Raw genomic sequence first — 22,789 nt, forward strand, 5'->3', positions numbered from 1 at the left:
CGTGCCAGTTCCTGGAACGTGGTCGAGGTGGTGCGGCCGCAGCCGGGGCAGGCGGCAACCAGCGGCACGAAGGTGCGGAAGCCCATGGTCTGCAGCAATTCCTGCGCGACCTGAACTTCCAGCGTGCGATCGCCACCGGGCTCGGGGGTGAGCGAGATGCGGATGGTGTCGCCGATGCCCTGCTGCAGCAGGATGCCGAGCGCGGCCGAGGAGGCGACGATGCCCTTCGAGCCCATGCCGGCTTCGGTAAGACCGAGATGGATCGCGTAGTCGGAGCGCGAGGCCAGCGTCTGGTAGACCGCGATGAGGTCCTGCACCGCCGAGACCTTGGCGGAGAGGATCATCTTGTTCTTCGGCATGCCGAGCTCTTCGGCGCGCGCGGCCGACAGCAGCGCCGACTGCACCATGGCTTCGCGCGTCACCGCGCGAACGTCTTTCGGGTTCGCCGAGAGCGCGTTCTCGTCCATCAGCTTGGTGAGCAGCTCCTGATCGAGCGACCCCCAGTTGGCGCCGATGCGGACGGCCTTGTTGTTCTTGTTCGCGATCTCGATAATGTCGGCGAACTGGCTGTCGCGCTTGCTCTTGAAGCCGACATTGCCGGGATTGATGCGATACTTGTCGAGGGCCGCAGCGCAGGCCGGATATTCGGCGAGCAGCTTGTGGCCGATATAATGGAAGTCGCCGACCAGCGGGGTCGTGATGCCCTGCTTGTCGAGCGCTTCACGGATATGCGGCACAGCGGCAGCAGCCTCGTCGCGATCGACGGTGATGCGGACCATCTCGGAGCCGGCGCGCGACAGCGCTGCGACCTGGTCGATGGTGCCCTGGATGTCTGCGGTGTCGGTGTTGGTCATCGACTGCACGACGATCGGCGCGCCGCCGCCGACGGCGACATTGCCGACCATGACCTGCGTGGTGAGATGGCGCGGCGCCGGGCCGGCGACATCCTGCGGAATTTCGAACTTGTTCATGGGGTCTCGAATATCAGGTTTTAGTGACATTCAGCAATGCGTTAGTGGCTGCGGAGCGCGCCGGTCGGTTAACGAGAACCAGCCCGGCGATGACCAATAGCGCAGCCAGCCCGAAGGCGGGGGTAAGCTGATCTCCCAGGATCAGATAGCCCGCCGCGACGCCGAATAAAGGGGTGATGAAGGTGAAAGCCGCCAATTTGCTGGCGGAGTAGGTTCTGATCAGGCTGAACCAGAGTAAAAAGGTAAGTCCGACCACCCAAAACGCCTGAAATGACAGGAGCGAGATTGTCAGGGCGCCGGGAACCGCGGGAATTCGTTCGCCTGCCAGCAGTGCGCCGAGGCCAAGAATAGGGATCGATAATCCCACCTGGTACCCCAATGCCTTTTCGGGGGCGGCGGTAATCAATCTGGTCCGCTTGACCACCAGCGTCGTCGCCGCCCACATGGCTGCGCCCAAGATCATCAAAAGGTCGCCAAACAGGACGCTTGCGGTGACGTTGGGCTGCGGAACGCCAATCGCGACGGCCACGCCGGCAAAGCTCACGGCAAGGCCGGCCCATTGCGCAGGACGAAGCCGCTCACCGAGCAACTGATAGGCGCCGAGGGCGACGAAGAACGGCATCGTATAAAGGAAGACGACGGCGCGGCTGGCGGTCGTCAGTTCGAGCCCGTGAAAGATCACCAGGAACTCGAAGCCGAAAATGGTGCCAACGAACAGGCCCGCACCAAGCGTGCCGTCGCGCTCGAACAGTTTGACGCCGCGAAACCGCGCGATGGCGAGAATCACCAGCAGCGCCCCGGCCGATCGGAGTGCGGCCTGGGTGTAAGGCGGGATCTCGCGCAGCACGAGTTTGATGGCGATCTGGTTGAAGCCCCAGGTCAGGCACAGCATCAGCACCAGAAGAATGGCGCCGACCGTCAGCGGGCGACCGCCGGGCGGGGTGGGGCTTGGCTCTGCAGACATCTGGCCTCGGTCCGGCTTGCCGCCGTGTTGTTATGTGTGGCTCAGGCCTGGCAGTGCGCGCAGGTGCCTGTGATCTCCACCACAGAGAGCTTCGGCGTGAAGCCTGTCAAACGGGCGGCGTCATTGAGGCTTTGCGCGACCTGTGCCGCCGGGACTTCGCCGACCGATCCGCATTTGTCGCAGATCAGGAAGGCCACCATCGATGTGGTGCCATGATCATGGACGCAGGCGAGGAAAGCGTTGCGGCTCTCGATGCGGTGCACGAGGTCGTTGGCCATCAGGAAATCGAGCGCACGATAGATCGTGATCGGCGCAGGCCGGGACACGGTCTTGGCCAGTTCCTCGATGATCTCATAGGCGCCGAGCGGGCGGTGGCTGGCGAGCAGCGCCTCGAACACCTGGCGCCGGATCGGCGTCAGCTTCTGCGAGCGCTTGGCGCATACGTGCTCGGCATGATGCATCGCGTCCGCGGTGCAGCGGTCGTGATCATGGTCCGGGGCGGGAAAAGTCGGTTTCAGCGCGGTCATTAGCAGCAATGTAATCACTTTCCGGCGGTTCGCCCATGGCAGCCACACGAACCTCCCCAAGAAGGCGTCGGAAATGCTGACCTATGCGCTTTACGCATATCTGCGACACTTTGGCACAGGTGGTCGAAAATATAAGCTTCCTTACTTTGAGCCAGACTTAGGAGTTTGCCATGCCCGACCGGGATCTCGGCACCGATTTTCTCTCAGCTCTGTTCGAAACCCAGCGGATGCTGCGGCAACTGGCCGACAAGGAAGCGCGCCATCTCGGCATGACCCGCGCCCAATGGGCCGTGCTGGCCAAGGTCGAGCGCAACGAAGGGCAGAAGCAGGCCGAGCTGGCCGATGCCATGGAGATGGCGCCGATCAGCCTGACGCGCCTGATCGACAAGCTTTGCGACAGCGGCCTGATCGAACGCCGCAATGACGATGCCGATCGCCGCATCAAACGGCTCTATCTCACCGACGCTGCGCGCCCGCTGATGGCGAAACTTGCCGTGCTGCGCGCTGATCTCGTGCAGGTCGCGTTCGACCGGATGGCTGATCAAGACATGCACCGGCTCGTCGATTACCTCGAAACCATCAAATCCAACATCCGTGCTGCGCTCGCGCCTGCCGCGGGCAAGACCAAGGAACAGGCTTATGGCTGACCCCGTGCTGAAATTTCCAGACAAGGACGCATCGGACGGCGGCGGCGAGGGGAGCGCGATCAAGCAGCGTCAAGGCGCGGCTGGCTTCTTCAAGCGCTATCGACGTCCGCTGTTGCTGATCGTGCTGCCGGCGATCGTCCTCGTCGGCGGCTTCGCCTTCTATCTTTCCGGCGGCCGCTATGTCGGCACCGACGACGCTTATGTTGGCGCTCAGAAAGTGCTGATCACGCCGGAAATCGCCGGCAAGGTGTCGCGCGTCGTGGTGCGTGAAGGCCAGCATGTGAATGCCGGCGATACGCTGTTCGAAATCGATCCGGTGCCGTTCCAGCTCGCGCTTCAGCAGGCGCAGGCCAAGCTCGACGATGCCAGGGTGTCGTACGCGACGCTGAAGTCCAACATCAAATCATATGGCGACATGCTCGAACTCGCGCGCCAGGGCGTCGAGCTGAAACAGCGCGATGTCGAACGCAAGACGACGCTGGTGAAATCCCTTTCGGGCTCGCAGCTCGATCTCGATACCGCCACCACCAATTATGTGATGGCGCGCGCGCAGCTTGAATTGCTGCAGCAGCAGCTCGGTACGTCCAAGGACAAGCTGCTCGGCAATCCCGATCTGCCGCTTGAGCAGTTTCCGGCCTATTCGCAAGCAAAAGCAGCACTCGGCGATGCCCAGCGCAATCTCGATCACACCGTGCTGAAGGCGCCGATCGCGGGCGTCGCGACGCAGGTGGACAATATCCAGCTCGGCCGCTTCGTCGCCGCATCGACGCCGATCCTCACGGTGATCGACGATGCACGGCCGTGGGTCGACGCGAATATGAAGGAATCGGATCTGACCTATGTGAATGTCGGCCAGAAGGTCGATATCGAGGTCGATGCGTTCCCAAACCATGCCTTCCACGGCACCGTCGGCTCGCTCTCGCCCGGTACCGGCGCGCAGTTCGCGATCCTGCCGCCGCAGAATGCCACCGGCAATTTCGTCAAGGTCGTGCAGCGCGTGCCGGTGCGCATCTATCTCGATTACGACGATGCGGCCGTGAAGAAGCTCAAGGCCGGCATGAGCACCTATACGACCATCGACACCGAACATCGCCGTACGCTGGCAGGCGTGCTCGGCCTCTCCTCCGCGAAGGCGGCCCAGGACTGATCCCATGAGCACGTCCTCACCCAGCGCAGTTCCCGGCATGCGTCGCAACATGGTGACGGTGTGCGCCATGACAGCGACCATCATGCAGGCGCTCGACACCACGATCGCCAATGTGGCGCTGCCCTATATGCAGGGCTCGCTGTCGGCGTCGCAGGATCAGGTCAACTGGGTGCTGACCTCCTATATCGTGGCCGCCGCCATTATGACCGCGCCGGTGGGGTTCATCGCCAACCGCTTCGGCCGCAAGAAGGTGTTCATCGTCTGCTCGGCCGGCTTCACCATCGCCTCGGTGCTGTGCGGCCTTGCGCAGGACATCACGCAGATGGTCGGCTTCCGACTGCTGCAGGGCGTCTTTGGCGCGGCCCTGGTGCCCTTGTCACAGGCGGTGATGCTGGACTCCTACGCGCTGCATGAGCGCGCCAAGGCCATGTCGATCTGGGGCATGGGCGTGATGCTTGGCCCGATCATGGGGCCGTCGCTCGGTGCCTGGCTCACCGAGACCTATTCCTGGCACTGGGTGTTCTTCGTCAATCTGCCCTTCGGCATCGTCACCGTGGCCGGGCTCATGGTGTTCATGGACGAGACCGATCTGAACCTGAAGATGAAGTTCGACTGGTTCGGCTTTCTCGCGCTCGCCATCGGCATCGGCTCGATGCAGCTGGCGCTCGACCGCGGCGAGCAGCTTGGCTGGCTGGAGTCGAACGAGATCATCATAGAGGCGATCGTGGCAGTGGTCGGCTTCTATTATTTCTTCGCGCATTCCTTCACGACCGATCGGCCGTTCATCCAGTTCGCCATCTTCAAGGACAAGAATTTTGTCGGCGGCTGTATCTTCATGTGCGTGATGGGGCTGGTGCTCTATTCCACCATGTCGCTGTCGTCGCCGTTCCTGCAGAACGTGATCGGCTATCCGATCCTGACGGCGGGCCTGCTGTTGGCCACGCGCGGCTCGGGCACCTTCGTGGCGATGATGCTGGTCGGCCGCATGATGAAATATATCGAGGCGCGCACGCTGATCATGACCGGCATGGTGCTGCTGTCGGTGTCGATGTATTTCACCGCGAAATGGACCGACCAGACCGGCGTGCCGGAATTCATCATCGTCAGCGTGGCGCAGGGATTTGGGCTGGGCCTCGTGTTCGTGCCGCTGTCGACGGTGGCGTTCCTGACGCTGCCCAATCACCTGCGCACCGATGGCACCTCGATGCTGACGCTGCTGCGCAATGTGGCGAGTTCTGTGGGCATCTCGATCGTGATCGCGAACCTGACATCGGGCACGCGGATGGCGCATGCAGTGCTGGTCGAGCATGTGACGCCATTCAACAATGCGCTGCAAATGCCGAATGTGGCGGGTGCGATCAATCTGGCGACCGATACCGGCCGCGCGATGATGGATGCCATCGTGACCTTGCAGGCGACGATCATTGCGTTCGGGCTGGATTACCAGCTGATCATGCTGGTGACGCTGGCGGCGATCCCGATGGCGCTGATTATCGGGTCATCAAAGGCGCAGCTCCGCGCGCAGGCGGCCAAGCCGGGTGGAGATGAGCATCCGGCGGTGATGGAATAGTTGGGCGCAGAGGCCGATGGATTCCCTCTCCCGCTTGCGGGGGAGGCTGGCGCGTAGCGCCGGGTGGGGGCCGCCACCAGCGTCGGCGCTTGTGGCTGCCCCCACCCCGACCCTCCCCCGCAAGCGGGAGAGAGAGAAGAAACCTCACACGTCGAAAAACACCGTCTCGTTATCCCCCTGCAGATGGATATCGAACCGATACACCCCCGCGGCCGTCTTCTTCGCGATCAGCGTCCCGCGCCGATCCGCCGGCACCAGCTGCATGACGGCATCATCCGCCGTCGCGGCTTCGTCGTCGAAATAGATACGCGTCATCGACTGCATGGTCATGCCGCGGCCGAACACGGCCATCACGATATGCGGCGCCTGATCCTTGCCGTCGATGCCGGGGACGGCGCCGGGTTTGACGGTGTCGAACGAATACTCACCCGCATCTGTGGTGCCAGAGCGACCAAAACCGCGCCAGCTGGAATTCGACAGCCCGCGGCTGTCCTGCGGATCGGCGAACCGGCCCTGCGCATCGGCCTGCCAGATTTCCAGCACGGCATCGGGCACCAGCTTGCCGGCGCCGTCATAGATCACGCCTTCGATGCGGATCTTGTCGCCGGTGACGTCGGGGGTCAGCAGATTGTTGGTAAAGGCGTCGTTCCAGGCATATTTGCCGTTGGGCGTCAGGCCGTAGGCATAGAACGGGCCGACGGTCTGCGACGGAGTAATTCCAGGCATCAGTGAGTCTCCGTCGGGGTCGCGTTGCGGCCGCGCAAAACGATGTTGAAGCGATAGGCCAACGCCCAGCCGGGCTCGGTGTTATCGAGATCGAAATCCGACACCATGCGCAGGCGCGCCTTTTCGTCCGTGACCGAATTGAAGATCGGGTCGAACGGAAACAGCGGATCATTCGGGAAATACATCTGCGTCACCAGACGCGAGACGAAGGAATGGCCGAACACCGAGAAATGGATATGCGCGGGACGCCACGCATTGTGGTGGTTGCCCCAGGGATAGGCGCCGGGCTTGATGGTGATGAATTTGTAGTTGCCCGCAGCATCGGTCACGGCGCGACCGGCGCCGGTGAAATTCGGATCGAGCGGGGCGGGGTGCTGGTCCCAGACATGGACATAGCGGCCGCAGGCATTGGCCTGCCAGAGTTCGACCAGCGTGTTCGGCACGCCGCGGCCGTCCTCGTCCATCACGGTGCCATGCACGATGATGCGCTCGCCGAGCGGCTCGCCGGTATGCATGGTGGTGAGATCATGATCGCCAGGGCGCACGGTTTCGTGGCCGTAAACGGGACCGGTCAGTTCCGACAGCGTATGCGGCATCAAAATGCGCTGCTTCTGCGGCGCGCGCAGGGTGGTGCTCTTGTAGCCGGGTGAGAGGCGCGGCGCGTGCGCCGCATTGCTCTCGACGGGATAGATTAGCGTCATGCTGGTTTCCCCTTGGGTCGTCCCCTCATGGTGAGGAGCGCGTCTTCGCGCGTCTCGAACCATGAGGAGTGTGGTGCTCATCCTTCGAGACGCGGCCTGCGGCCGCTCCTCAGGATGAGGGTTAGTTCAGCTTCTCGATCGCCATGGCGACGCCCTGGCCGACGCCGACGCACATGGTGGCGAGGGCTAGCTTGCCCTTGCCCTTTTCCATCGCATGCACGGCGGTCAGCGCGAGACGGGCGCCGCTCATGCCGAGCGGATGGCCGAGCGCAATCGCGCCGCCATGCGGGTTGACGAAGTCGGCATCTTCCTTGACGCCGAGCTGGCGCAGGACGGCAATGCCCTGGGAGGCGAAGGCTTCATTGAGCTCGATGAGGTCGAAGTCGCTGATCTTGAGGCCGAGGCGCTCCATCAGCTTCTGCGTCGCCGGCACGGGGCCGATGCCCATGATGCGCGGGGCAACACCGGCGGACGCGAGGCCGAGGATGCGGGCGCGCGGGGTGAGGCCGTATTTCTTCACGGCGGCGGCCGAGGCGAGGATCATGGCCGCGGCGCCGTCATTGACGCCCGAGGCATTGCCGGCGGTGACGGTGCCATCCTTGCGCACGATCGGGCGCAGCTTGGACAGGCCTTCCAGCGTGGTTTCCGGGCGCGGATGCTCGTCCTTGTCGACGGTGATCGGGCCGGCCTTGCCGCCCGGCACCTGCACGGCGACGATTTCCTCGGCGAAGTAACCCGAGGCGATCGCCTTGCCGGCATTCTGCTGCGAGCGGATCGCGAAGGCGTCCTGGTCGGCGCGCGAAATCTGGAAATCCTGGGCGACGTTTTCGCCGGTCTCCGGCATGGCATCGACGCCATACTGTTCGCGCATCAGGGGATTGATGAAACGCCAGCCGATGGTGGTGTCGTAGATTTCCGCCGAACGCGAAAAGGCTTCGGTCGCCTTGCCCTGCACGAATGGCGCGCGCGTCATGGATTCGACGCCGCCGGCAATGGCGAAATCGATTTCACCGGCGCGGATGGCGCGGGCACCGGCGCCCACGGCATCGAGGCCGGAGGCGCACAGGCGGTTGAGGGTCTGGCCGGGGACGCTTTCTGGCAGGCCGGCGAGGAGGGCGGCCATGCGGGCGACGTTGCGATTGTCTTCACCGGCCTGGTTGGCGCAGCCGAAGAAGACTTCGTCGATTTCGTCCCATTTGACGTTCGGATTGCGCTCTTTCAGCGCCTTGATCGGAGTAGCGGCGAGGTCGTCGGCGCGGACTTTGGCGAGCGAACCGCCAAAACGGCCGATCGGGGTGCGCACGGCGTCGCAAATAAACACATCGCTCATCATTTTCCTCCTGGGCTGCATCCGCGCATGTGCCGGATTTTCGCGGTGGTTTGTAGGAAGGCCCACCGACCCGGTCAAATCATGGCTGTTGCATGGATTGTCACACCCTGAATGTCCGATAATCGCGTGCGGTTGACTTGTCAACCGGGTGTTGCGGTGGGGAAAACATGGCCTTTCGCGGCCTGGCGCGTAGGATCGGGCTAGCGAAATTTGCTAGCGTCCGCCGCCATGACGATCCAGCAAGCCATACCCGCCCCGGAACAGCCCGCGCCCGCCACGGACGACACCAAGGTGTCGCCGATGATGCAGCAGTATCTCGAGATCAAGGCCGCCAATCCCGGCCTGCTGCTGTTCTACCGGATGGGCGATTTCTACGAGATCTTCTTCGAGGATGCGGAACTGGCCTCGCGCTCCCTCGGCATCGTGCTGACCAAGCGCGGCAAGCATCAGGGCATGGATATCCCCATGTGCGGCGTGCCGGTGGTGCGCGCCGATGATTATCTGCACCGCCTGATCTCGCTCGGCATCCGCGTCGCCGTCTGCGAGCAGATGGAGGATCCGGCGGAAGCGAAGAAGCGCGGCGGCAAGAGCGTGGTGCGACGCGATGTCGTCCGCGTGGTGACGCCGGGCACGCTGACCGAAGAGAACCTGCTGGATGCCCGCGCCAACAATTATCTGATGGCGATTACGCGGGCGAAGGGATCGAGCGGTGCGGATCGCATCGGTCTGGCCTGGATCGATATCTCCACCGCGGAATTCATTGTCACCGAATGCGCGACCAGCGAACTCGGCGCGACGCTTGCGCGCATCAACCCCAATGAAGTGATCGTGACGGACGCGCTCTACAGCGATCCCGATCTCAGCCAGCTGCTGCGCGAATTGCCGGCGGTCACGCCGCTGACCCGCGACGTGTTCGACACCGCCACCGCCGAGCGGCGGTTGTGCGATTATTTTGCCGTCGCCACTATGGATGGCCTCAGCGCGATGTCGCGGCTGGAGGCGACAGCCGCCGCCGCCTGCGTCACCTATGTGGAACGCACCCAGATCGGCAAGCGCATCCCGCTGTCGCCGCCGAGCCGCGAGGCGGTCGGCACCACGATGGCGATCGATCCGGCCACGCGCGCCAATCTCGAACTGACGCGCACGCTGGGCGGCGAACGCCGCGGCTCGCTGCTGGATGCGATCGACTGCACCGTCACGGCGGCCGGCTCGCGCCTGCTGGCGCAGCGGCTGGCAGCGCCGCTGACTGACGCGGCCGGCATTGCACGCCGCCATGATGCGGTGGCGACCTTCGTGGCCGATAGCGGCTTGCGCGACGACCTGCGCGCCGCGCTGAAGACCGCGCCGGACATGTCGCGCGCATTGGCGCGTCTGTCGGTCGGCCGCGGCGGTCCGCGCGATCTCGTTTGCATCCGCGACGGCGTAATGGCGGCGGACCAGGTGCTGGATCGTCTCGGCGCGGCCGAGAATCTGCCGGCGGATATCACGGCGGCCATGGCCGGCCTGCGCCGCCCGTCGCGCGAACTTGCTGCGACCTTTGCGCGTGCGCTTGATGACGAGCTGCCGCTGATGAAGCGCGACGGCGGCTTCGTCCGCGCCGGCTTCGAGCCCGTGCTCGACGAGACCCGCAATCTGCGCGATGCGTCGCGGCTTGTCGTTGCCTCGATGCAGGCGCGCTATGCCGAGGACACCGGCGTTAAAGGTCTCAAGATCCGGCACAACAATGTGCTCGGTTATTTCGTCGAGGTCACCGCGCAGCATGGCGACAAGTTGATGCAGCCACCGCTGAATGCGAGCTTCATCCATCGCCAGACGCTGGCCGGACAGGTGCGTTTCACCACCTCCGAACTCGGCGAGATCGAAGCCAAGATCGCCAATGCGGGCGATCGCGCGCTCGGCCTCGAGCTGGAAATCTTCGAGCGGCTGGCGACCATGGTCGCGGAAGATTCCGACGACCTCTATGCGGCCTCGCATGCCTTCGCGCAGCTCGATGTCGCGACTGCGCTGGCGAAGCTCGCGGTGGATGACAATTACGTCCGCCCCGAAGTTGACGAGTCCCTGCTGTTCGCCATCGAGGGCGGCCGTCATCCCGTGGTCGAGCAGGCGCTGCGCCGCGATGGCCAGCCCTTCATCGCCAACGCGAGTGACCTGTCGCCGGGGCCGGGGCAGAAATCCGGGCAGATCTGGCTGATCACCGGTCCGAACATGGCCGGTAAATCGACCTTCCTGCGCCAGAACGCGCTGATCGCACTGCTGGCGCAGATTGGCAGCTTCGTGCCCGCCTCGCGGGCGCGGATCGGCATCGTCGACCGGCTGTTCTCGCGCGTCGGCGCCGCCGACGATCTCGCGCGCGGGCGGTCGACCTTCATGGTCGAGATGGTGGAGACGGCGGTCATCCTCAATCAGGCGACCGAGCGCGCGCTGGTGATCCTCGACGAGATCGGCCGCGGCACGGCCACGTTTGATGGCTTGTCGATCGCCTGGGCGGCGATCGAGCATTTGCATGAGAGCAATCGCTGCCGCGCATTGTTCGCGACGCATTATCATGAGCTCACCGCGCTCTCGGCCAAACTGCCGCGGCTGTTCAATGCGACGGTGCGGGTGAAGGAATGGCATGGCGATGTCGTGTTCCTGCACGAGGTACTGCCGGGCTCGGCGGATCGCTCCTACGGCATCCAGGTCGCAAAACTTGCCGGCCTGCCGCCGGCAGTGATCGCGCGGGCGAAATCCGTGCTGGCAAAACTGGAAGCGCAGGATCGCGGGCAGGGCGCCAAGGTCCTGGTCGACGACCTGCCGCTGTTCGCCATCACCTCACGCGCACCGGAAGAAGCGGCCCCGCCGAGCGAGGCGGATCTGGTGATGGAAGCGGTGAAGGCGCTGCATCCCGATGAGATGTCACCGCGCGAGGCGCTGGATGCGCTTTATGCGTTGAAGGCGAAGCTGCCGAAACAATAACAACCCTCATCCTGAGGAGCGGCCTCTTGGCCGCGTCTCGAAGGATGGCCGCAAGCTCCTGCGCAAAACAGCTCATGGTTCGAGACGCGCGAAGACGCGCTCCTCACCATGAGAGCCTCAGACGTAGCGCACCCGCCTGCGTCCCCATGCCCACAGCCCGAGATTCCAGGCCACGCACGTCGCCAGCGCACCGCTCAGCGCAATCACCGAGCCGAAACGCACCGCCGTCACCTGCATTAGCGCCACGGCGATCCCAAACCCCATCAAGCCCCAGCCACCATTCGCGATCACCGCCGCGGTCGGCTTGCCGCCGATGCGGGGATGCAGGATCAGCATCAGGCTGGTGAAGACGATCGGATAGAGCGCCAGCATGCCGCTGCCGGTCGGGCCGATGGTGGCGGACAACGTCACCACGGCGCCGACCAGCGTGGCGACAAGTGTCGCGCGCAACGGGATGTCGTACCAGCGGCGGGTGATCAGCGGCATTTTGGCATGGCGAAACCGTTGCATCAGCGGCAGGCAGATCGCGAAGGTGACGACATTGACAGCGATGCCGCCGAGCAGCGTCCAGTCGATCAGATGGATCAAGTAAGCGAGCCCGAACCAGACGATGACAGCGGCGCCGAGGCTGATCACCACATTGTTGCGCTGAGCCAGAAGAATATAGGTCAGGCCGAGAAACATGGTCGCGGCGTTGATCGGCAGGCTCGCCAGCGCGCCCTGCGCGATGAAGGCGGCATCGTGATCCATGGCGAGGAAGACATAGGACGGGCCGGCCGAGATCGGCAGCGTGGCGACCAATGCCCCGATCACTGGGCCCGAGCGTTCGGTGATGACCGAGGCGGAAATCACGAAAGCGGCGGTGACTGCCATGCGCAGGAGGAGGATGGCCACGAAAGTGAGATCGGCGGACATTTTTTGTTCTTCTTGTCGTCTCGGGCGTCACGCCGGGCATCATGACTGACGGGACCATGCTCCCCAAACGAAAACGCCCCGCGCGAGGCGGGGCGTTTCAAGGCTGGCAAGCCGGGCTGGGCGCGAGGCCTCAGTCCTTCTTGAGGAAGCCCGAAAACTTCTTCTGGAAGCGCGACACACGGCCGCCGCGATCGAGCAGCTGGGTGGTGCCGCCGGTCCAGGCCGGGTGCGACTTGGGATCGATGTCGAGGTTCAGCTTGTCGCCGTCCTTGCCCCAGGTCGAGCGGGTCTGATACTCGGTACCGTCAGTCATAACGACGGTAATGTTATGATAATCCGGGTGAATTTCGGCTTTCATGACGGTTCCTTCGGCGCAGATGCGCCTGAATCTCGGGATTGCGATGGCGGATTTGCCGCGTCTATATCGCAGGAACGCCCATCCGACAAGGACTTGTCGCAATTGGTCCAGAACCATTGATCCGGACCCGTTTCCCCGGATCCGTTGACCTATGTCATTTGCCAGCCGGCGCGCATCGGCCTATCTGAGGCCGCAACGACAAGAACGGTTATAAATCATGAGTGCAGTCGAACGGCTCGACGATTCCCGCGGCGCCCCGGACAAGGCCCTCGCACCGGTTCCGCAGCCGGAGCCCGTGCTGGAAGAGCCCACATTGGCCGATACCGTGGTCACCCCGCCGGCGCCGAGCCGCGCCAAGCTGCGCCCGTTGCTGGCGCTGGCGCCCTATGTGGCGCGCTATCGCGGCCGGGCGCTGCTGGCGCTGGTATCGCTGCTGATCGCCGCCATCACGACCCTCGTCGTCCCCATCGCAGCTCGCCGCATGATTGACTTCGGCTTCAGCCCCGAAGGCATCGCGATGATCAACAGCTATTTCAGCGTGATGATCGCGGTGGTGGTGGTGCTCGCGGGCGCCAGCGCGGCCCGCTATTATCTGGTGATGACCATCGGCGAGCGCATTGTTGCCGATCTTCGCAGCGATGTGTTCAAGCATCTCACCGCGCTGTCGCCGGCCTTCTTCGATACGTCGCGCTCGGGCGAACTGGTGTCGCGCCTCACCGCCGATACCACGCAGATCAAGTCTGCCGTCGGTGCTTCGGTCTCCATCGCGCTCCGCAACATCGTGTTGTTCCTCGGCGCCGCCGCCATGATGGTGGTGTCGAGCCCGAAACTGTCCGGCTTCGTGCTGGCGGCGATTCCGCTGATCGTGATCCCGCTGGTGGCCTTCGGCCGCTGGGTGCGCCGGCTATCGCGCAACGCGCAGGATACGTTGGCCAGCGCCTCCGCCTATGCCAGCGAACTGGTCGGCGGCATGCGCACGGTCCAGGCCTATACCAATGAGTCCTACGCCAATGCGCGTTTCGGTGGCGAGGTCGAACAAGCCTATGAAGCCGCCCGTGGCGCCACCCGCGCGCGCGCCGTGCTGACGGCCATCATCATCTTTATCGTGTTCTCGAGCGTGGTCGGCATTCTCTGGGTCGGCTCGCATGATGTCTTGCTCGGCGAAATGACGCCGGGTCGGCTCGGCCAGTTCGTGCTTTATGCTGCCTTCGCGGCGTCGAGCCTCGGCCAGCTCAGTGAAGTCTGGGGCGAGATTTCGTCCGCCTCCGGTGCCTCCGAACGGCTGTTCGAGCTTCTCAATGTGAAGTCCGATGTTGCGGCGCCGGAAAAGCCGCGCGCCTTGCCGGTGCCGGCGCGGGGTGACCTCGCCTTCGACAATGTCTCCTTCGCTTATCCGACCCGTCCCGACGTGCTGTCTGCCGCCGGTGTCTCCCTGTCGGTCAAGGCTGGCGAGAAGGTTGCGATCGTCGGGCCGTCCGGTGCGGGCAAGAGCACGCTGTTCCATCTGCTGCTGCGCTTCTACGATCCGAAGAGTGGCACCATTTCCATGGATGGCGTGCCGATCCGTGAGGCCGATCCGCAGGAGCTGCGCACCCGCATCGCGCTGGTGCCGCAGGACTCGGTCGTCTTCGCTGCGACTGCGCGCGAAAATATTCGCTTTGGCCGTCCGGATGCGAGCGATGCCGAAGTCGAGCGCGCCGCCGATCTGGCGCACGCCACCGAATTCATCCGCCGTTTGCCCGAAGGTTTCGAGGCGCCGCTCGGTGAGCGTGGTGTGACACTGTCCGGTGGTCAGCGCCAGCGCATTGCCATCGCCCGCGCCATCCTGCGCGACGCGCCGCTGCTGCTGCTGGACGAGGCCACTTCGGCGCTCGATGCGGAATCCGAGACGCTGGTGCAGACCGCGCTGGAAGAACTGATGAAGCACCGCACCACGCTGGTGATTGCGCACCGCCTCGCCACCGTGCTGTCCTGCGACCGCATCCTGGTGATGGAGCATGGCCGCATCGTCGAGCAGGGCACGCATGCCTCGCTGGTCGCGGCGAACGGGCTCTATGCAAGGCTGGCGCGATTGCAGTTCGGGGTGTGAGACCGCGAGCTACAAATCTGATGCGGCACGCGACGAGTGCCGTATCGTGTGGATGATCACTTCTTCATCGCTGACTTCGTAGAACACCAGATATCGATAGGGTAATGTCGTAATTCGCCTGACCGTCGGATCTTCGGTCAGGACGCCGATATACGGGTTGCGCGCGAGCAGATCGACCGTCAGCCGGATACGCTGGTGAACGCGCTTTGCGCCTGTCGGCGAGTGCTGCGCGATATAATCGAGGATAGTGGTGAGGTCGTTGAGCGCGCGCGGTGTATACCGCGGACTCATAATCCGTGCTTGGCCCAGACGGCGCGGACTTCGTCATCCGTCGCGAACTGCCCTTTAGCCGCTTGCGCTTTTGACTCGGCGATCGCAGCCCGCTCCTCAGGGGATAAAGCAACGGGCGCGCCTTCATCGCCTGCAAGCTGCAGCACGATACGAGCAATGTCGTCCTGGGCGTCCGCCGGAAGGGCGCGAGCGATTTCCACAGCCTGGTCGAGCAGCTTGGTCATAGCGGGAGTATACTACAGACGGGCTCTGCCGGGAAGATATCTGGAAGGGGTTCTTAAGTCTTCCACTCCATCACATCGACGGCTCGGCCTGATGAGTTCACTTCCTCAGTGGATTTTACAAATCCGTTGCGCAGATAAAACTTGATAGCCCGCACATTGTCCGCATTGACCTTCAGCGTCACGCCGCCGGGCGACAGCCGTTTGGCCTCGTTCATCAGCTTCCGCGCAACATCGCTGCCCCAGTGTGCAGGGCCGACCACGAGCTGGTCGAGATAGCCCGTGCCATCGATGGTGACGAAGCCGACTAACGCACCGTCCTGCTCGGCCGCCACGATATGCGCCGCCGGCACCAGCTCGGTGCGCCAGCGCTCGCGCCACCAGTCCACGCGCTTGTCGAAGTCGATCGAGGGATAAGCGAGTTTCCAGGTCTCCAGCCACAGCGCGATGGAGGCATCTTCGTCCTCGGCGCGATAGGGGCGCAGCGTCGTCATCTCATCGCTCGGTCAGCTTTAGCTCGATGCGACGGTTGCGCTTGTAGGCGTCATCCGTCTGCGCCACATCAAGCGGCTGAAACTCTGCAAAGCCCGCGGCCAGCAAGCGCTGGGCCGGGACGCCGAGGGACACCAGATACTGCACCACCGAGATCGCGCGTCCCGCCGACAGCTCCCAATTCGTCTTGAAGACGGGATTGTTGAGGATCGGCCGCGAGTCGGTGTGGCCATCGACGCGCATCACCCAAGGGATCTCCTGCGGGATCTGCTTGTCGAGTTCGGTCAGGGCGCTGGCCACCTTGTCGAGTTCGGCGCGACCTTCCGGAAGCAACTCGGCCTTGCCGGCATCGAAGAACACTTCCGACTGGAACACGAAGCGGTCGCCGACCACGCGGATATCCGGGCGATTGCCGAGAATGGCGCGCAGGCGGCCGAAGAATTCGGAACGATAGCGCGACAATTCCTGCACGCGCTGCGCCAGCGCAACATTGAGGCGCTGGCCGAGATCGGTGATGCGGCCCTGGGATTCCCGGTCGCGCTTCTCGGAGGCATCGAGCGCATCCTCCAGCGCGGCGAGCTGGCGGCGCAGCGCGGAGATCTGCTGGTTCAGCACCTCGATCTGCGCCAGCGCGCGCGACGACACCTGCTTCTCGGAATCCAGCGCCTTGTTGAGTTCGCTATTGCGGCCCTGCGCATCGGCGCCAGCACCTGCAAGGCCATCATACAGGCCCTTGACGCGGTCGCGATCGGCCTGCACGGCGGCGAGGCCGGCGCGCAGCGATGTCAGCTGCTCATCGAGATTGACCTTGCCGAGTTTCTCCAGCGACAGCATGTCGCTGAGCTGGGCGAGCTTGGCGTTCAGCTCGTCGATCGCCTTGTCCTTCCCCGTCACTTCCTGCGACAGGAAGAACTGCACGACCAGAAACACCGACAGCAGGAAGACGATGGACAGGACCAGCGTCGACAGGGCGTCGACGAAGCCCGGCCAGTAATTCATCTCGGAAGAGTTGCGTCGGCCGCGTGCGAGCGCCATGGGTCAGCTCTTCTCCGGCTGGCGGGCGATGTGCTCCAGAAGTTTCCGGATCTCTTTGCTCTGCTCGCCCTGGCTGTCCGCCCATTCGCGGATCATCTCCTGCTCGCTGCGCATATGCGAGACGAGGCCCTGGATGGCGTCGGCGAGATTGGCCATGGCCGTCGAGGTGCTGCGGCTGCCGCTGTCCTCGACGGAGCGGCGCAGCCGCTCGATGGCTTCCAGCAATTCCGGTGGCGCGCCAGTTGGCGTGGCAGAGGCAACGGGCGCGATGGCAGGCGCGCCGGAATATTCGGTGACGGTGGAGGCGAGCCAGTCTTCGAGGTCCGTGTAGAAGCGGTTCTGCGCCTGGCTCGATTGCAGGTCGAGGAAGCCGAGGATCAGCGAGCCGGCGAGGCCGAACAGCGAGGACGAGAATGAAATGCCCATGCCGCTCAGCGGCGCGGCAAGTCCTTCCTTCAGCGTATCGAACAGCGAACCGGAATCACCGCCGACCTTGAGACCTTCGATCACCTTGCCCACCGAGCCCACGGTCTCGATCAGGCCCCAGAAGGTGCCGAGCAGGCCGAGGAAGACCAGCAAGCCGGTCATGTAGCGCGAAATGTCGCGGGCCTCGTCGAGGCGCGTGGCGATGGAATCCAGCAGGTGCCGCATGGTCTGCTGCGAGATCGACATCCGCCCGGTGCGCTCGCCGCCGAGAATCGCGGCCATCGGTGCCAGCAATGTGGGGCGGCGCTCCATCGCGATGCCGGGATCGGAAATGCGGAAATTGTTGACCCAGCGCACCTCGGGATAGAGCCGTATCACCTGTCGGAACGACAGGATGATGCCGATCAGGAGCACGCCGCCGATCAGTGCGTTCAGGCCGGGATTGGCGAGGAAAGCCGCATAAATCTGCTTGTAGAGCACCGTGCCGATCAGCCCGCACAGCACCAGAAACACCAGCATGCGGACCAGGAAGATCCGTGGCGATGACAGTTTTGTCAGTTCGATCTCTATCGCGGAGCGGGAAGAGGGAGCTGTCGCCATGGGTGCTTCATCTGCTTGGGAGGATCACGGTCGGACGAGCAATATGGCACAGCCGGACGACAAAAAAAGATCGGATAGTGCGGAAAAGGCGACGTTGTTCGGAACTTCAGGCTGAAACTGCGCTTGATGAGCTGCGTATTTGTAAAAGACCTTTGCAATGAGACGTTTACGGGGCTGAGGATGGTGATTGTATACTTGCAGGCACTGCTGATGATTGCAGTGGCGCTGTCGGTGCTGATGGCTCTTGCCTGGGTGGTGCAACAGCGCACCGGCAACTCGGGTTGGGTCGATACGATCTGGACATTCTCGCTCGGTCTCGTAGGTGCCGCAGCGGCTCTGTGGCCGATCGCCGATCAGCCGCCGAATGTTCGGCAGTGGCTGGTGGCAGCGCTGGTGGTGATCTGGTCGGTGCGGCTTGGCTCGCACATCGCAGCGCGGACCGCGGGCATCACCGATGATCCGCGCTATGCCGCCTTCGCAAAGGAATGGGGCGCCGATTCGCCGCGAAAGATGTTTCTCTTTTTGCAGAACCAGGGGCTCGGCTCGATCCCGCTGGTGTTCGCCATTTTCGTCGCATCGCGCTTCCCGTCGGACGCGCTGCGGTTGCAGGATTATCTCGGCGTGCTGATCCTGTTCACCGGCATTGCCGGCGAGGCGCTGGCAGACAGGCAATTGAAAACCTTTCGCTCCGATCCCGCCAACAAGGGCAAAGTCTGCGACATCGGCCTGTGGCGTTGGTCGCGACATCCGAATTACTTCTTCGAATGGTTCGGCTGGCTGGCTTATCCCGTCATCGCATTGTCGGTGAATTATCCGTGGAGCCTCGCAACGCTGCTGGCGCCGCTGTTCATGTACTGGATCCTGCGTCACGTCACCGGCGTGCCGCCGTTGGAAGAGCAGATGTTGAAATCGCGCGGCGACGGCTACCGCGCCTATCAGGCCCGCACCAGCGTGTTCTTCCCGCTGCCGCCGCGCCGTCCGGGAGCCGCTGCATGAGCTTTGTTGCGCGCATGATCGAGACGGCCGAGCGCGTGCCGTTGCCCGATCTGGTGATCCGTGCCGGCATCCAGCAGCTATGCGCACGCACGGCGTTGAAACTCGCTGAATGCGATCGGGAGACCGACGCAATCTTCGCTCGCGAAATGGCCACGCGCGCCGTGGCCGAGTACACGGATGCTGCGAATGAGCAGCATTACGAAGTGCCCGCGGAATTCTTCGCGCTCGTGCTCGGTCCCAACCGGAAATATTCGAGCTGCTTCTACAAGGACGAGGCCACGACCTTGCGGGAAGCCGAGGAAGAGGCGTTGCGTCAGACGGTCGAGCATGCCGATCTGCAGGATGGCCAGTCTATTCTCGAACTTGGCTGCGGCTGGGGCTCGCTGTCGCTGTCGATGGCGCGGCAGTTTCCGAATGCATCGATCACGGCGGTGTCCAATTCCAACTCGCAGCGCGCTTATATCGACGCGCAGGCCGCGGAGCGCGGTTATGCGAATCTGCGCGTCGTCACCAAGGACATGAACGTCTTCCAGCCCGAGCAGACATTCGATCGCATCGTGTCGGTGGAAATGTTCGAACACATGATGAACTGGCGCGAGCTGATGACGCGCGTGAAATCATGGCTGGCCCCGGATGGCCGCTTCTTCATGCATATCTTCACCCATCGCTCCGGTACTTACCTGTTCGATCGCAGCGACAAGGAAGACTGGATCGCGCAGCATTTCTTCACCGGCGGCGTGATGCCGAGCCACTCCCTGATCCAGCAATATCGCGACATCTTCGCGGTCGAAAAGGAATGGGCCTGGAGCGGCACGCATTACGCGCGCACCGCACGGGATTGGCTCGACAATTTCGATGCGCATCGCGATGCCATCGAACGCATTTTCAAGCCCGTCTATGGACGCGACACTGCGCTATGGATGCGGCGCTGGCGCTGGTTCTTCCTGGCGACAGAAGGTCTGTTCGGCTTCGCCGATGGCAGCGAGTGGGGCGTCAGTCACTACCGCATGACCGCGGTTAACCGCATGGTAAGAGTTCCATAGGCGTCACGTTCGCGTGAAGCCCGAATGCGTATTTGTTTTCAACGTGATAGGCTGTGTGGCAATGCGCCGCCACGATATGTGTTGCGCTGCAATAGGGCGGTTTTTATTTTGCCCGTATCACGTTCGATAAATCCGTCTGCGCGTGAGAGGCGATCATGTCCTACGCAGACGTCGATGCTTGTTCGAATTGCAAATTGGGAAATTGAAATCGATGACGATCATCAATGCACGCGCTGCAGGCTTCGCGCTTCTGCTGGCAGGGCTCGCGCCTGTGCTTGCGGGATGCAACGAACCGAAGGATGCGGTGGCAGCGGCGCCGGCAGCACCGGAGACCGAGGTGAGCGTCGTCACCGTCAAGCAGCAGGCGCGTGCCATCGTGCGCGAACTGCCGGGCCGTATCGCGCCGACCCGCGTCGCCGACGTGCGCTCGCGCGTGTCCGGCATCATCATCGAGCGCGCCTTCCATCAGGGCACCGAGGTGAAGGCGGGCGATACGCTGTATCGCATCGACCCAAAGCCGTTCGAAGTTGAACTGCAGGCTGCCAAGGCGTCGCTGCAGAAGGCTGAGGCCGCCTATGAGACGGCCACACTGCAGGCGCGACGCCTGACGAATCTGGCGCAGCAGAAAGCCGTGTCCGAAGCCGAAGGCGAGCGTGCGACCGGCGCCCAGCGCCAGGCCGAAGCGGAGATCGCTGCGCGCAAGGCCGATGTCGCCCGCGCCCGCCTCAATCTGGATTACGCGACCATCCGTGCCCCGATCGACGGCATCGTCGGTGCGGCGCTTGTGACCGAAGGTGCGCTGGTCGCGCAGAACGACACCACCAATCTCGCCACCATCCAGCAGCTCGATCCGATCTATGCGGACTTCACGCAGTCGGTGTCGGAGCTGAACAATCTGCGCCGCTCGTTCGAGACCGGCGATCTCGAGCGCATCGCGCCCGATGCCGCCAAGGTGCGCCTCGTATTCGACGACGGCTCGATCTATCCGCTGGTCGGCAAGCTGCTGTTCTCGGAAGCTAAGGTCGATACCTTCACCGGCCAGGTGACGCTGCGCGGCGAATTCCCGAATCCGAAGCGTGAACTGCTGCCGGGCATGTATGTCCGCGTGCAGATCGAGCAGGGCATCGACACCGATGCCATCGCGGTTCCGCAACAGGCGATCCAGCGCAATGGCGGTGGCGGTGCCGAAGTCTTCGTCGTCAAGAGTGACGGCCATGTCGCGGTGCAGCCAGTCAAGACCGGCGCCGTGCAGGATGGTTTGTGGTTCGTGATGGAAGGCCTCAAGGGCGGCGAGCAGATCGTCGTCGAGGGCTTCCAGAAGTTCACGGCCGGCGACAAGGTCAAGACCGTGAAGTGGTCTGATCCAAGCCTGGCGGCGAATTTCTCCGGCGAGCCCCAGAAGACCACGCAAGCGCGGCCCTGAGTAAGAGAACATGGCTAGATTTTTTATCGACAGGCCGATTTTCGCCTGGGTCGTCGCGCTTTTCACTTGCCTGTTCGGCGCGATCGCAATCCCGCTGCTGCCGATCGCACAATATCCGATCATCGCGCCGCCGCTGATTTCGATCAGCGCCAGCTATCCCGGTGCGTCACCCGAAAATCTCTACAACAGCGTCACCCGCCTGATCGAGGAAGAGCTCAACGGCACGCCCGGCCTGCTGTTCTTCGAATCCACCAGTGACTCCCTCGGCTCCGTCGAAATTCTCGCCAGCTTCGAGCCCGGCACCGAAATCAGCGCAGCATCGGTCGAAGCACAGAACCGCATCAAGCGCGTCGAGCCGCGGCTGCCACGTGCGGTGATCCAGCAGGGCATCCGCATCCAGGAAGCGTCTGCGCAGGTGCTGCAGATCATCACCGTCAGTTCCACCGATGGCAGCCTCGATGAGGTCGGCCTCGGCGATTTCATGACGCGTAATATCGTCGGCGAGATCCGGCGTATTCCCGGCGTCGGCCGCGTGCAGTTGTATTCGACGGAGCGCGCGCTGCGCGTCTGGGTCGATCCGGCCAAGCTGGTCGGCTACAACCTCACTTCCGACGATGTCAGCAAGGCCGTCACGGCGCAAAACGCTCAGGTGGCGTCGGGGGCGATCGGCTCGGAGCCAAGCCCTGCGGAGCAGCGCACATCGGCACTGGTGCTGGTCAAAGGCCAGCTGACCACGCCGGAGGAATTCGGCGCGATCGTGCTGCGCGCGAATCCGGACGGCTCGGCGGTGCGCCTGCGCGATGTGGCGCGGGTCGAGATCGCCGGCTTCAATTATCAGTTCAAGACGCGCCAGAACGGCAAGCCGGTGGCTGGCCTTGCGGTGCTGATGTCGCCGACCGGCAACGCGGTCGCGACCGCGGGCGCCATCGACGCCAAGATGAAGGAACTGTCGAACAACTTCCCGGCCAATATCAAGATCGAGATTCCCTACAACGTCACGCCGGTCATCAATGCCGCCATCAACAAGGTGCTGATGACGCTGCTCGAGGCGGTCGTCCTCGTCTTCATCGTGATGTTCCTGTTCCTGCAGAATTTCCGCTACACGCTGATCCCCACCATCGTGGTGCCGATCGCATTGCTCGGCACCAGCGCGGTGCTGCTGACGGTGGGCTATTCCATCAACATGCTGACCATGTTCGGCATGGTGCTCGCCGTGGGCATTCTCGTCGACGACGCCATCGTGGTGGTGGAAAACGTCGAGCGCATCATGAGCGAAGAGGGGCTGTCGCCGAAGGAAGCCACCAAGAAGGCGATGGACCAGATCACCAGCGCCATCATCGGCATCACGCTGGTGCTGATGGG

22 protein-coding genes are annotated in these 22,789 nt (G+C 63.4%); 9 read left to right on the forward strand and 13 right to left on the reverse strand.

Annotation, left to right across the window (positions count from 1 at the left end; translation table 11 throughout):
* The 3 genes from ispG to ACIQ2A_RS19735 form a co-directional block, all read right to left on the reverse strand.
* Window positions 1-971: flavodoxin-dependent (E)-4-hydroxy-3-methylbut-2-enyl-diphosphate synthase (gene ispG, locus ACIQ2A_RS19725; RefSeq protein WP_398482438.1), on the reverse strand; the 971-nt coding region annotated here is incomplete at its 3' end.
* A gap of 13 nt (window positions 972-984) precedes the next feature.
* Window positions 985-1,935, reverse strand: a complete 951-nt coding sequence (locus tag ACIQ2A_RS19730) for a DMT family transporter (protein ID WP_398482440.1) — start codon at window positions 1,933-1,935, stop codon at window positions 985-987.
* Window positions 1,936-1,976: 41 nt separating this feature from the next.
* Window positions 1,977-2,462: a Fur family transcriptional regulator gene (locus ACIQ2A_RS19735; RefSeq protein ID WP_398482483.1), complete on the reverse strand. Its 486-nt coding sequence runs from the start codon at window positions 2,460-2,462 to the stop codon at window positions 1,977-1,979.
* A 170-nt stretch (window positions 2,463-2,632) separates the two neighbouring features.
* Here ACIQ2A_RS19735 and ACIQ2A_RS19740 point away from each other — a divergent pair, with 170 nt between their 5' ends.
* Genes ACIQ2A_RS19740 through ACIQ2A_RS19750 form a run of 3 tightly spaced genes read left to right on the forward strand, consistent with a single transcriptional unit; the run spans window position 2,633 to window position 5,826 of the window.
* On the forward strand, window positions 2,633-3,109 hold the full coding sequence (locus ACIQ2A_RS19740) for a MarR family winged helix-turn-helix transcriptional regulator (protein ID WP_398482442.1): 477 nt from the start codon (window positions 2,633-2,635) through the stop codon (window positions 3,107-3,109).
* On the forward strand, window positions 3,102-4,256 hold the full coding sequence (locus tag ACIQ2A_RS19745; protein ID WP_398482445.1) for an HlyD family secretion protein: 1,155 nt from the start codon (window positions 3,102-3,104) through the stop codon (window positions 4,254-4,256). Before ACIQ2A_RS19740 ends, ACIQ2A_RS19745 begins: the two co-directional genes overlap by 8 nt.
* Window positions 4,257-4,260: 4 nt before the next feature.
* A complete protein-coding gene (locus ACIQ2A_RS19750) occupies window positions 4,261-5,826 on the forward strand; it encodes a DHA2 family efflux MFS transporter permease subunit (protein WP_398482447.1) in 1,566 nt (521 codons plus the stop codon).
* Window positions 5,827-5,970: 144 nt separating this feature from the next.
* Here ACIQ2A_RS19750 and pcaG read toward each other — a convergent pair whose 3' ends face one another.
* From pcaG to pcaF, 3 genes are all read right to left on the reverse strand, one after another.
* Window positions 5,971-6,552: a protocatechuate 3,4-dioxygenase subunit alpha gene (pcaG, locus tag ACIQ2A_RS19755; RefSeq protein WP_398482449.1), complete on the reverse strand. Its 582-nt coding sequence runs from the start codon at window positions 6,550-6,552 to the stop codon at window positions 5,971-5,973.
* Window positions 6,552-7,253 carry a protocatechuate 3,4-dioxygenase subunit beta gene (pcaH, locus tag ACIQ2A_RS19760; protein ID WP_398482452.1) on the reverse strand — a complete coding sequence of 234 codons (702 nt, stop codon included), beginning with the start codon at window positions 7,251-7,253 and terminating at the stop codon, window positions 6,552-6,554. Before pcaH ends, pcaG begins: the two co-directional genes overlap by 1 nt.
* A gap of 121 nt (window positions 7,254-7,374) precedes the next feature.
* A complete protein-coding gene (gene pcaF, locus ACIQ2A_RS19765) occupies window positions 7,375-8,583 on the reverse strand; it encodes a 3-oxoadipyl-CoA thiolase (RefSeq protein WP_398482454.1) in 1,209 nt (402 codons plus the stop codon).
* A 228-nt stretch (window positions 8,584-8,811) separates the two neighbouring features.
* On the opposite strand from pcaF, the gene mutS reads away from it, so the two are divergent.
* Window positions 8,812-11,538 carry a DNA mismatch repair protein MutS gene (gene mutS / locus ACIQ2A_RS19770; RefSeq protein WP_398482456.1) on the forward strand — a complete coding sequence of 909 codons (2,727 nt, stop codon included), beginning with the start codon at window positions 8,812-8,814 and terminating at the stop codon, window positions 11,536-11,538.
* A gap of 117 nt (window positions 11,539-11,655) precedes the next feature.
* Here mutS and ACIQ2A_RS19775 read toward each other — a convergent pair whose 3' ends face one another.
* Together ACIQ2A_RS19775 and rpmE are read right to left on the reverse strand one after the other, a co-directional pair.
* On the reverse strand, window positions 11,656-12,453 hold the full coding sequence (locus tag ACIQ2A_RS19775) for a hypothetical protein (RefSeq protein ID WP_398482459.1): 798 nt from the start codon (window positions 12,451-12,453) through the stop codon (window positions 11,656-11,658).
* Between the two features lie 130 nt (window positions 12,454-12,583).
* Window positions 12,584-12,811, reverse strand: coding sequence for a 50S ribosomal protein L31 (gene rpmE, locus ACIQ2A_RS19780; RefSeq protein WP_398482461.1), 228 nt, complete (start codon window positions 12,809-12,811; stop codon window positions 12,584-12,586).
* A 217-nt stretch (window positions 12,812-13,028) separates the two neighbouring features.
* Between rpmE and ACIQ2A_RS19785 the strand changes: the two genes are divergently transcribed.
* On the forward strand, window positions 13,029-14,900 hold the full coding sequence (locus tag ACIQ2A_RS19785; protein ID WP_398482463.1) for an ABC transporter ATP-binding protein/permease: 1,872 nt from the start codon (window positions 13,029-13,031) through the stop codon (window positions 14,898-14,900).
* Between the two features lie 9 nt (window positions 14,901-14,909).
* Here the strand turns inward: ACIQ2A_RS19785 and ACIQ2A_RS19790 are convergent, their stop codons facing one another.
* Genes ACIQ2A_RS19790 through ACIQ2A_RS19810 form a run of 5 tightly spaced genes read right to left on the reverse strand, consistent with a single transcriptional unit; the run spans window position 14,910 to window position 17,965 of the window.
* The gene (locus ACIQ2A_RS19790) at window positions 14,910-15,191 is read right to left on the reverse strand and encodes a type II toxin-antitoxin system RelE/ParE family toxin (protein ID WP_398482465.1); all 282 of its coding nucleotides are present in this window, start codon (window positions 15,189-15,191) and stop codon (window positions 14,910-14,912) included.
* A complete protein-coding gene (locus ACIQ2A_RS19795; RefSeq protein WP_398482467.1) occupies window positions 15,188-15,415 on the reverse strand; it encodes a hypothetical protein in 228 nt (75 codons plus the stop codon). The genes ACIQ2A_RS19790 and ACIQ2A_RS19795 overlap by 4 nt, the downstream gene beginning before the upstream one ends.
* 53 nt (window positions 15,416-15,468) lie before the next feature.
* Window positions 15,469-15,906, reverse strand: a complete 438-nt coding sequence (locus tag ACIQ2A_RS19800; protein WP_398482469.1) for a GNAT family N-acetyltransferase — start codon at window positions 15,904-15,906, stop codon at window positions 15,469-15,471.
* Window position 15,907: 1 nt separating this feature from the next.
* The gene (locus ACIQ2A_RS19805; protein WP_398482471.1) at window positions 15,908-16,939 is read right to left on the reverse strand and encodes a peptidoglycan -binding protein; all 1,032 of its coding nucleotides are present in this window, start codon (window positions 16,937-16,939) and stop codon (window positions 15,908-15,910) included.
* A 3-nt stretch (window positions 16,940-16,942) separates the two neighbouring features.
* Window positions 16,943-17,965, reverse strand: a complete 1,023-nt coding sequence (locus ACIQ2A_RS19810) for a flagellar motor protein MotA (RefSeq protein WP_398482473.1) — start codon at window positions 17,963-17,965, stop codon at window positions 16,943-16,945.
* A 180-nt stretch (window positions 17,966-18,145) separates the two neighbouring features.
* Here ACIQ2A_RS19810 and ACIQ2A_RS19815 point away from each other — a divergent pair, with 180 nt between their 5' ends.
* The 4 genes from ACIQ2A_RS19815 to ACIQ2A_RS19830 form a co-directional block, all read left to right on the forward strand.
* Entirely contained in the window at window positions 18,146-18,961 is an 816-nt protein-coding gene (locus ACIQ2A_RS19815; protein WP_398482475.1) for a DUF1295 domain-containing protein, read from the forward strand.
* On the forward strand, window positions 18,958-20,004 hold the full coding sequence (locus ACIQ2A_RS19820; protein ID WP_398482477.1) for an SAM-dependent methyltransferase: 1,047 nt from the start codon (window positions 18,958-18,960) through the stop codon (window positions 20,002-20,004). The genes ACIQ2A_RS19815 and ACIQ2A_RS19820 overlap by 4 nt, the downstream gene beginning before the upstream one ends.
* 211 nt (window positions 20,005-20,215) lie before the next feature.
* On the forward strand, window positions 20,216-21,427 hold the full coding sequence (locus tag ACIQ2A_RS19825) for an efflux RND transporter periplasmic adaptor subunit (RefSeq protein ID WP_398482479.1): 1,212 nt from the start codon (window positions 20,216-20,218) through the stop codon (window positions 21,425-21,427).
* A gap of 10 nt (window positions 21,428-21,437) precedes the next feature.
* Window positions 21,438-22,789, forward strand: a 1,352-nt coding sequence (locus tag ACIQ2A_RS19830; RefSeq protein ID WP_398482481.1) for an efflux RND transporter permease subunit, incomplete at its 3' end; no start/stop codon positions are given.

Source organism: Tardiphaga sp. (assembly GCF_044336785.1).
Classification (GTDB): Bacteria; Pseudomonadota; Alphaproteobacteria; order Rhizobiales; family Xanthobacteraceae; genus Tardiphaga.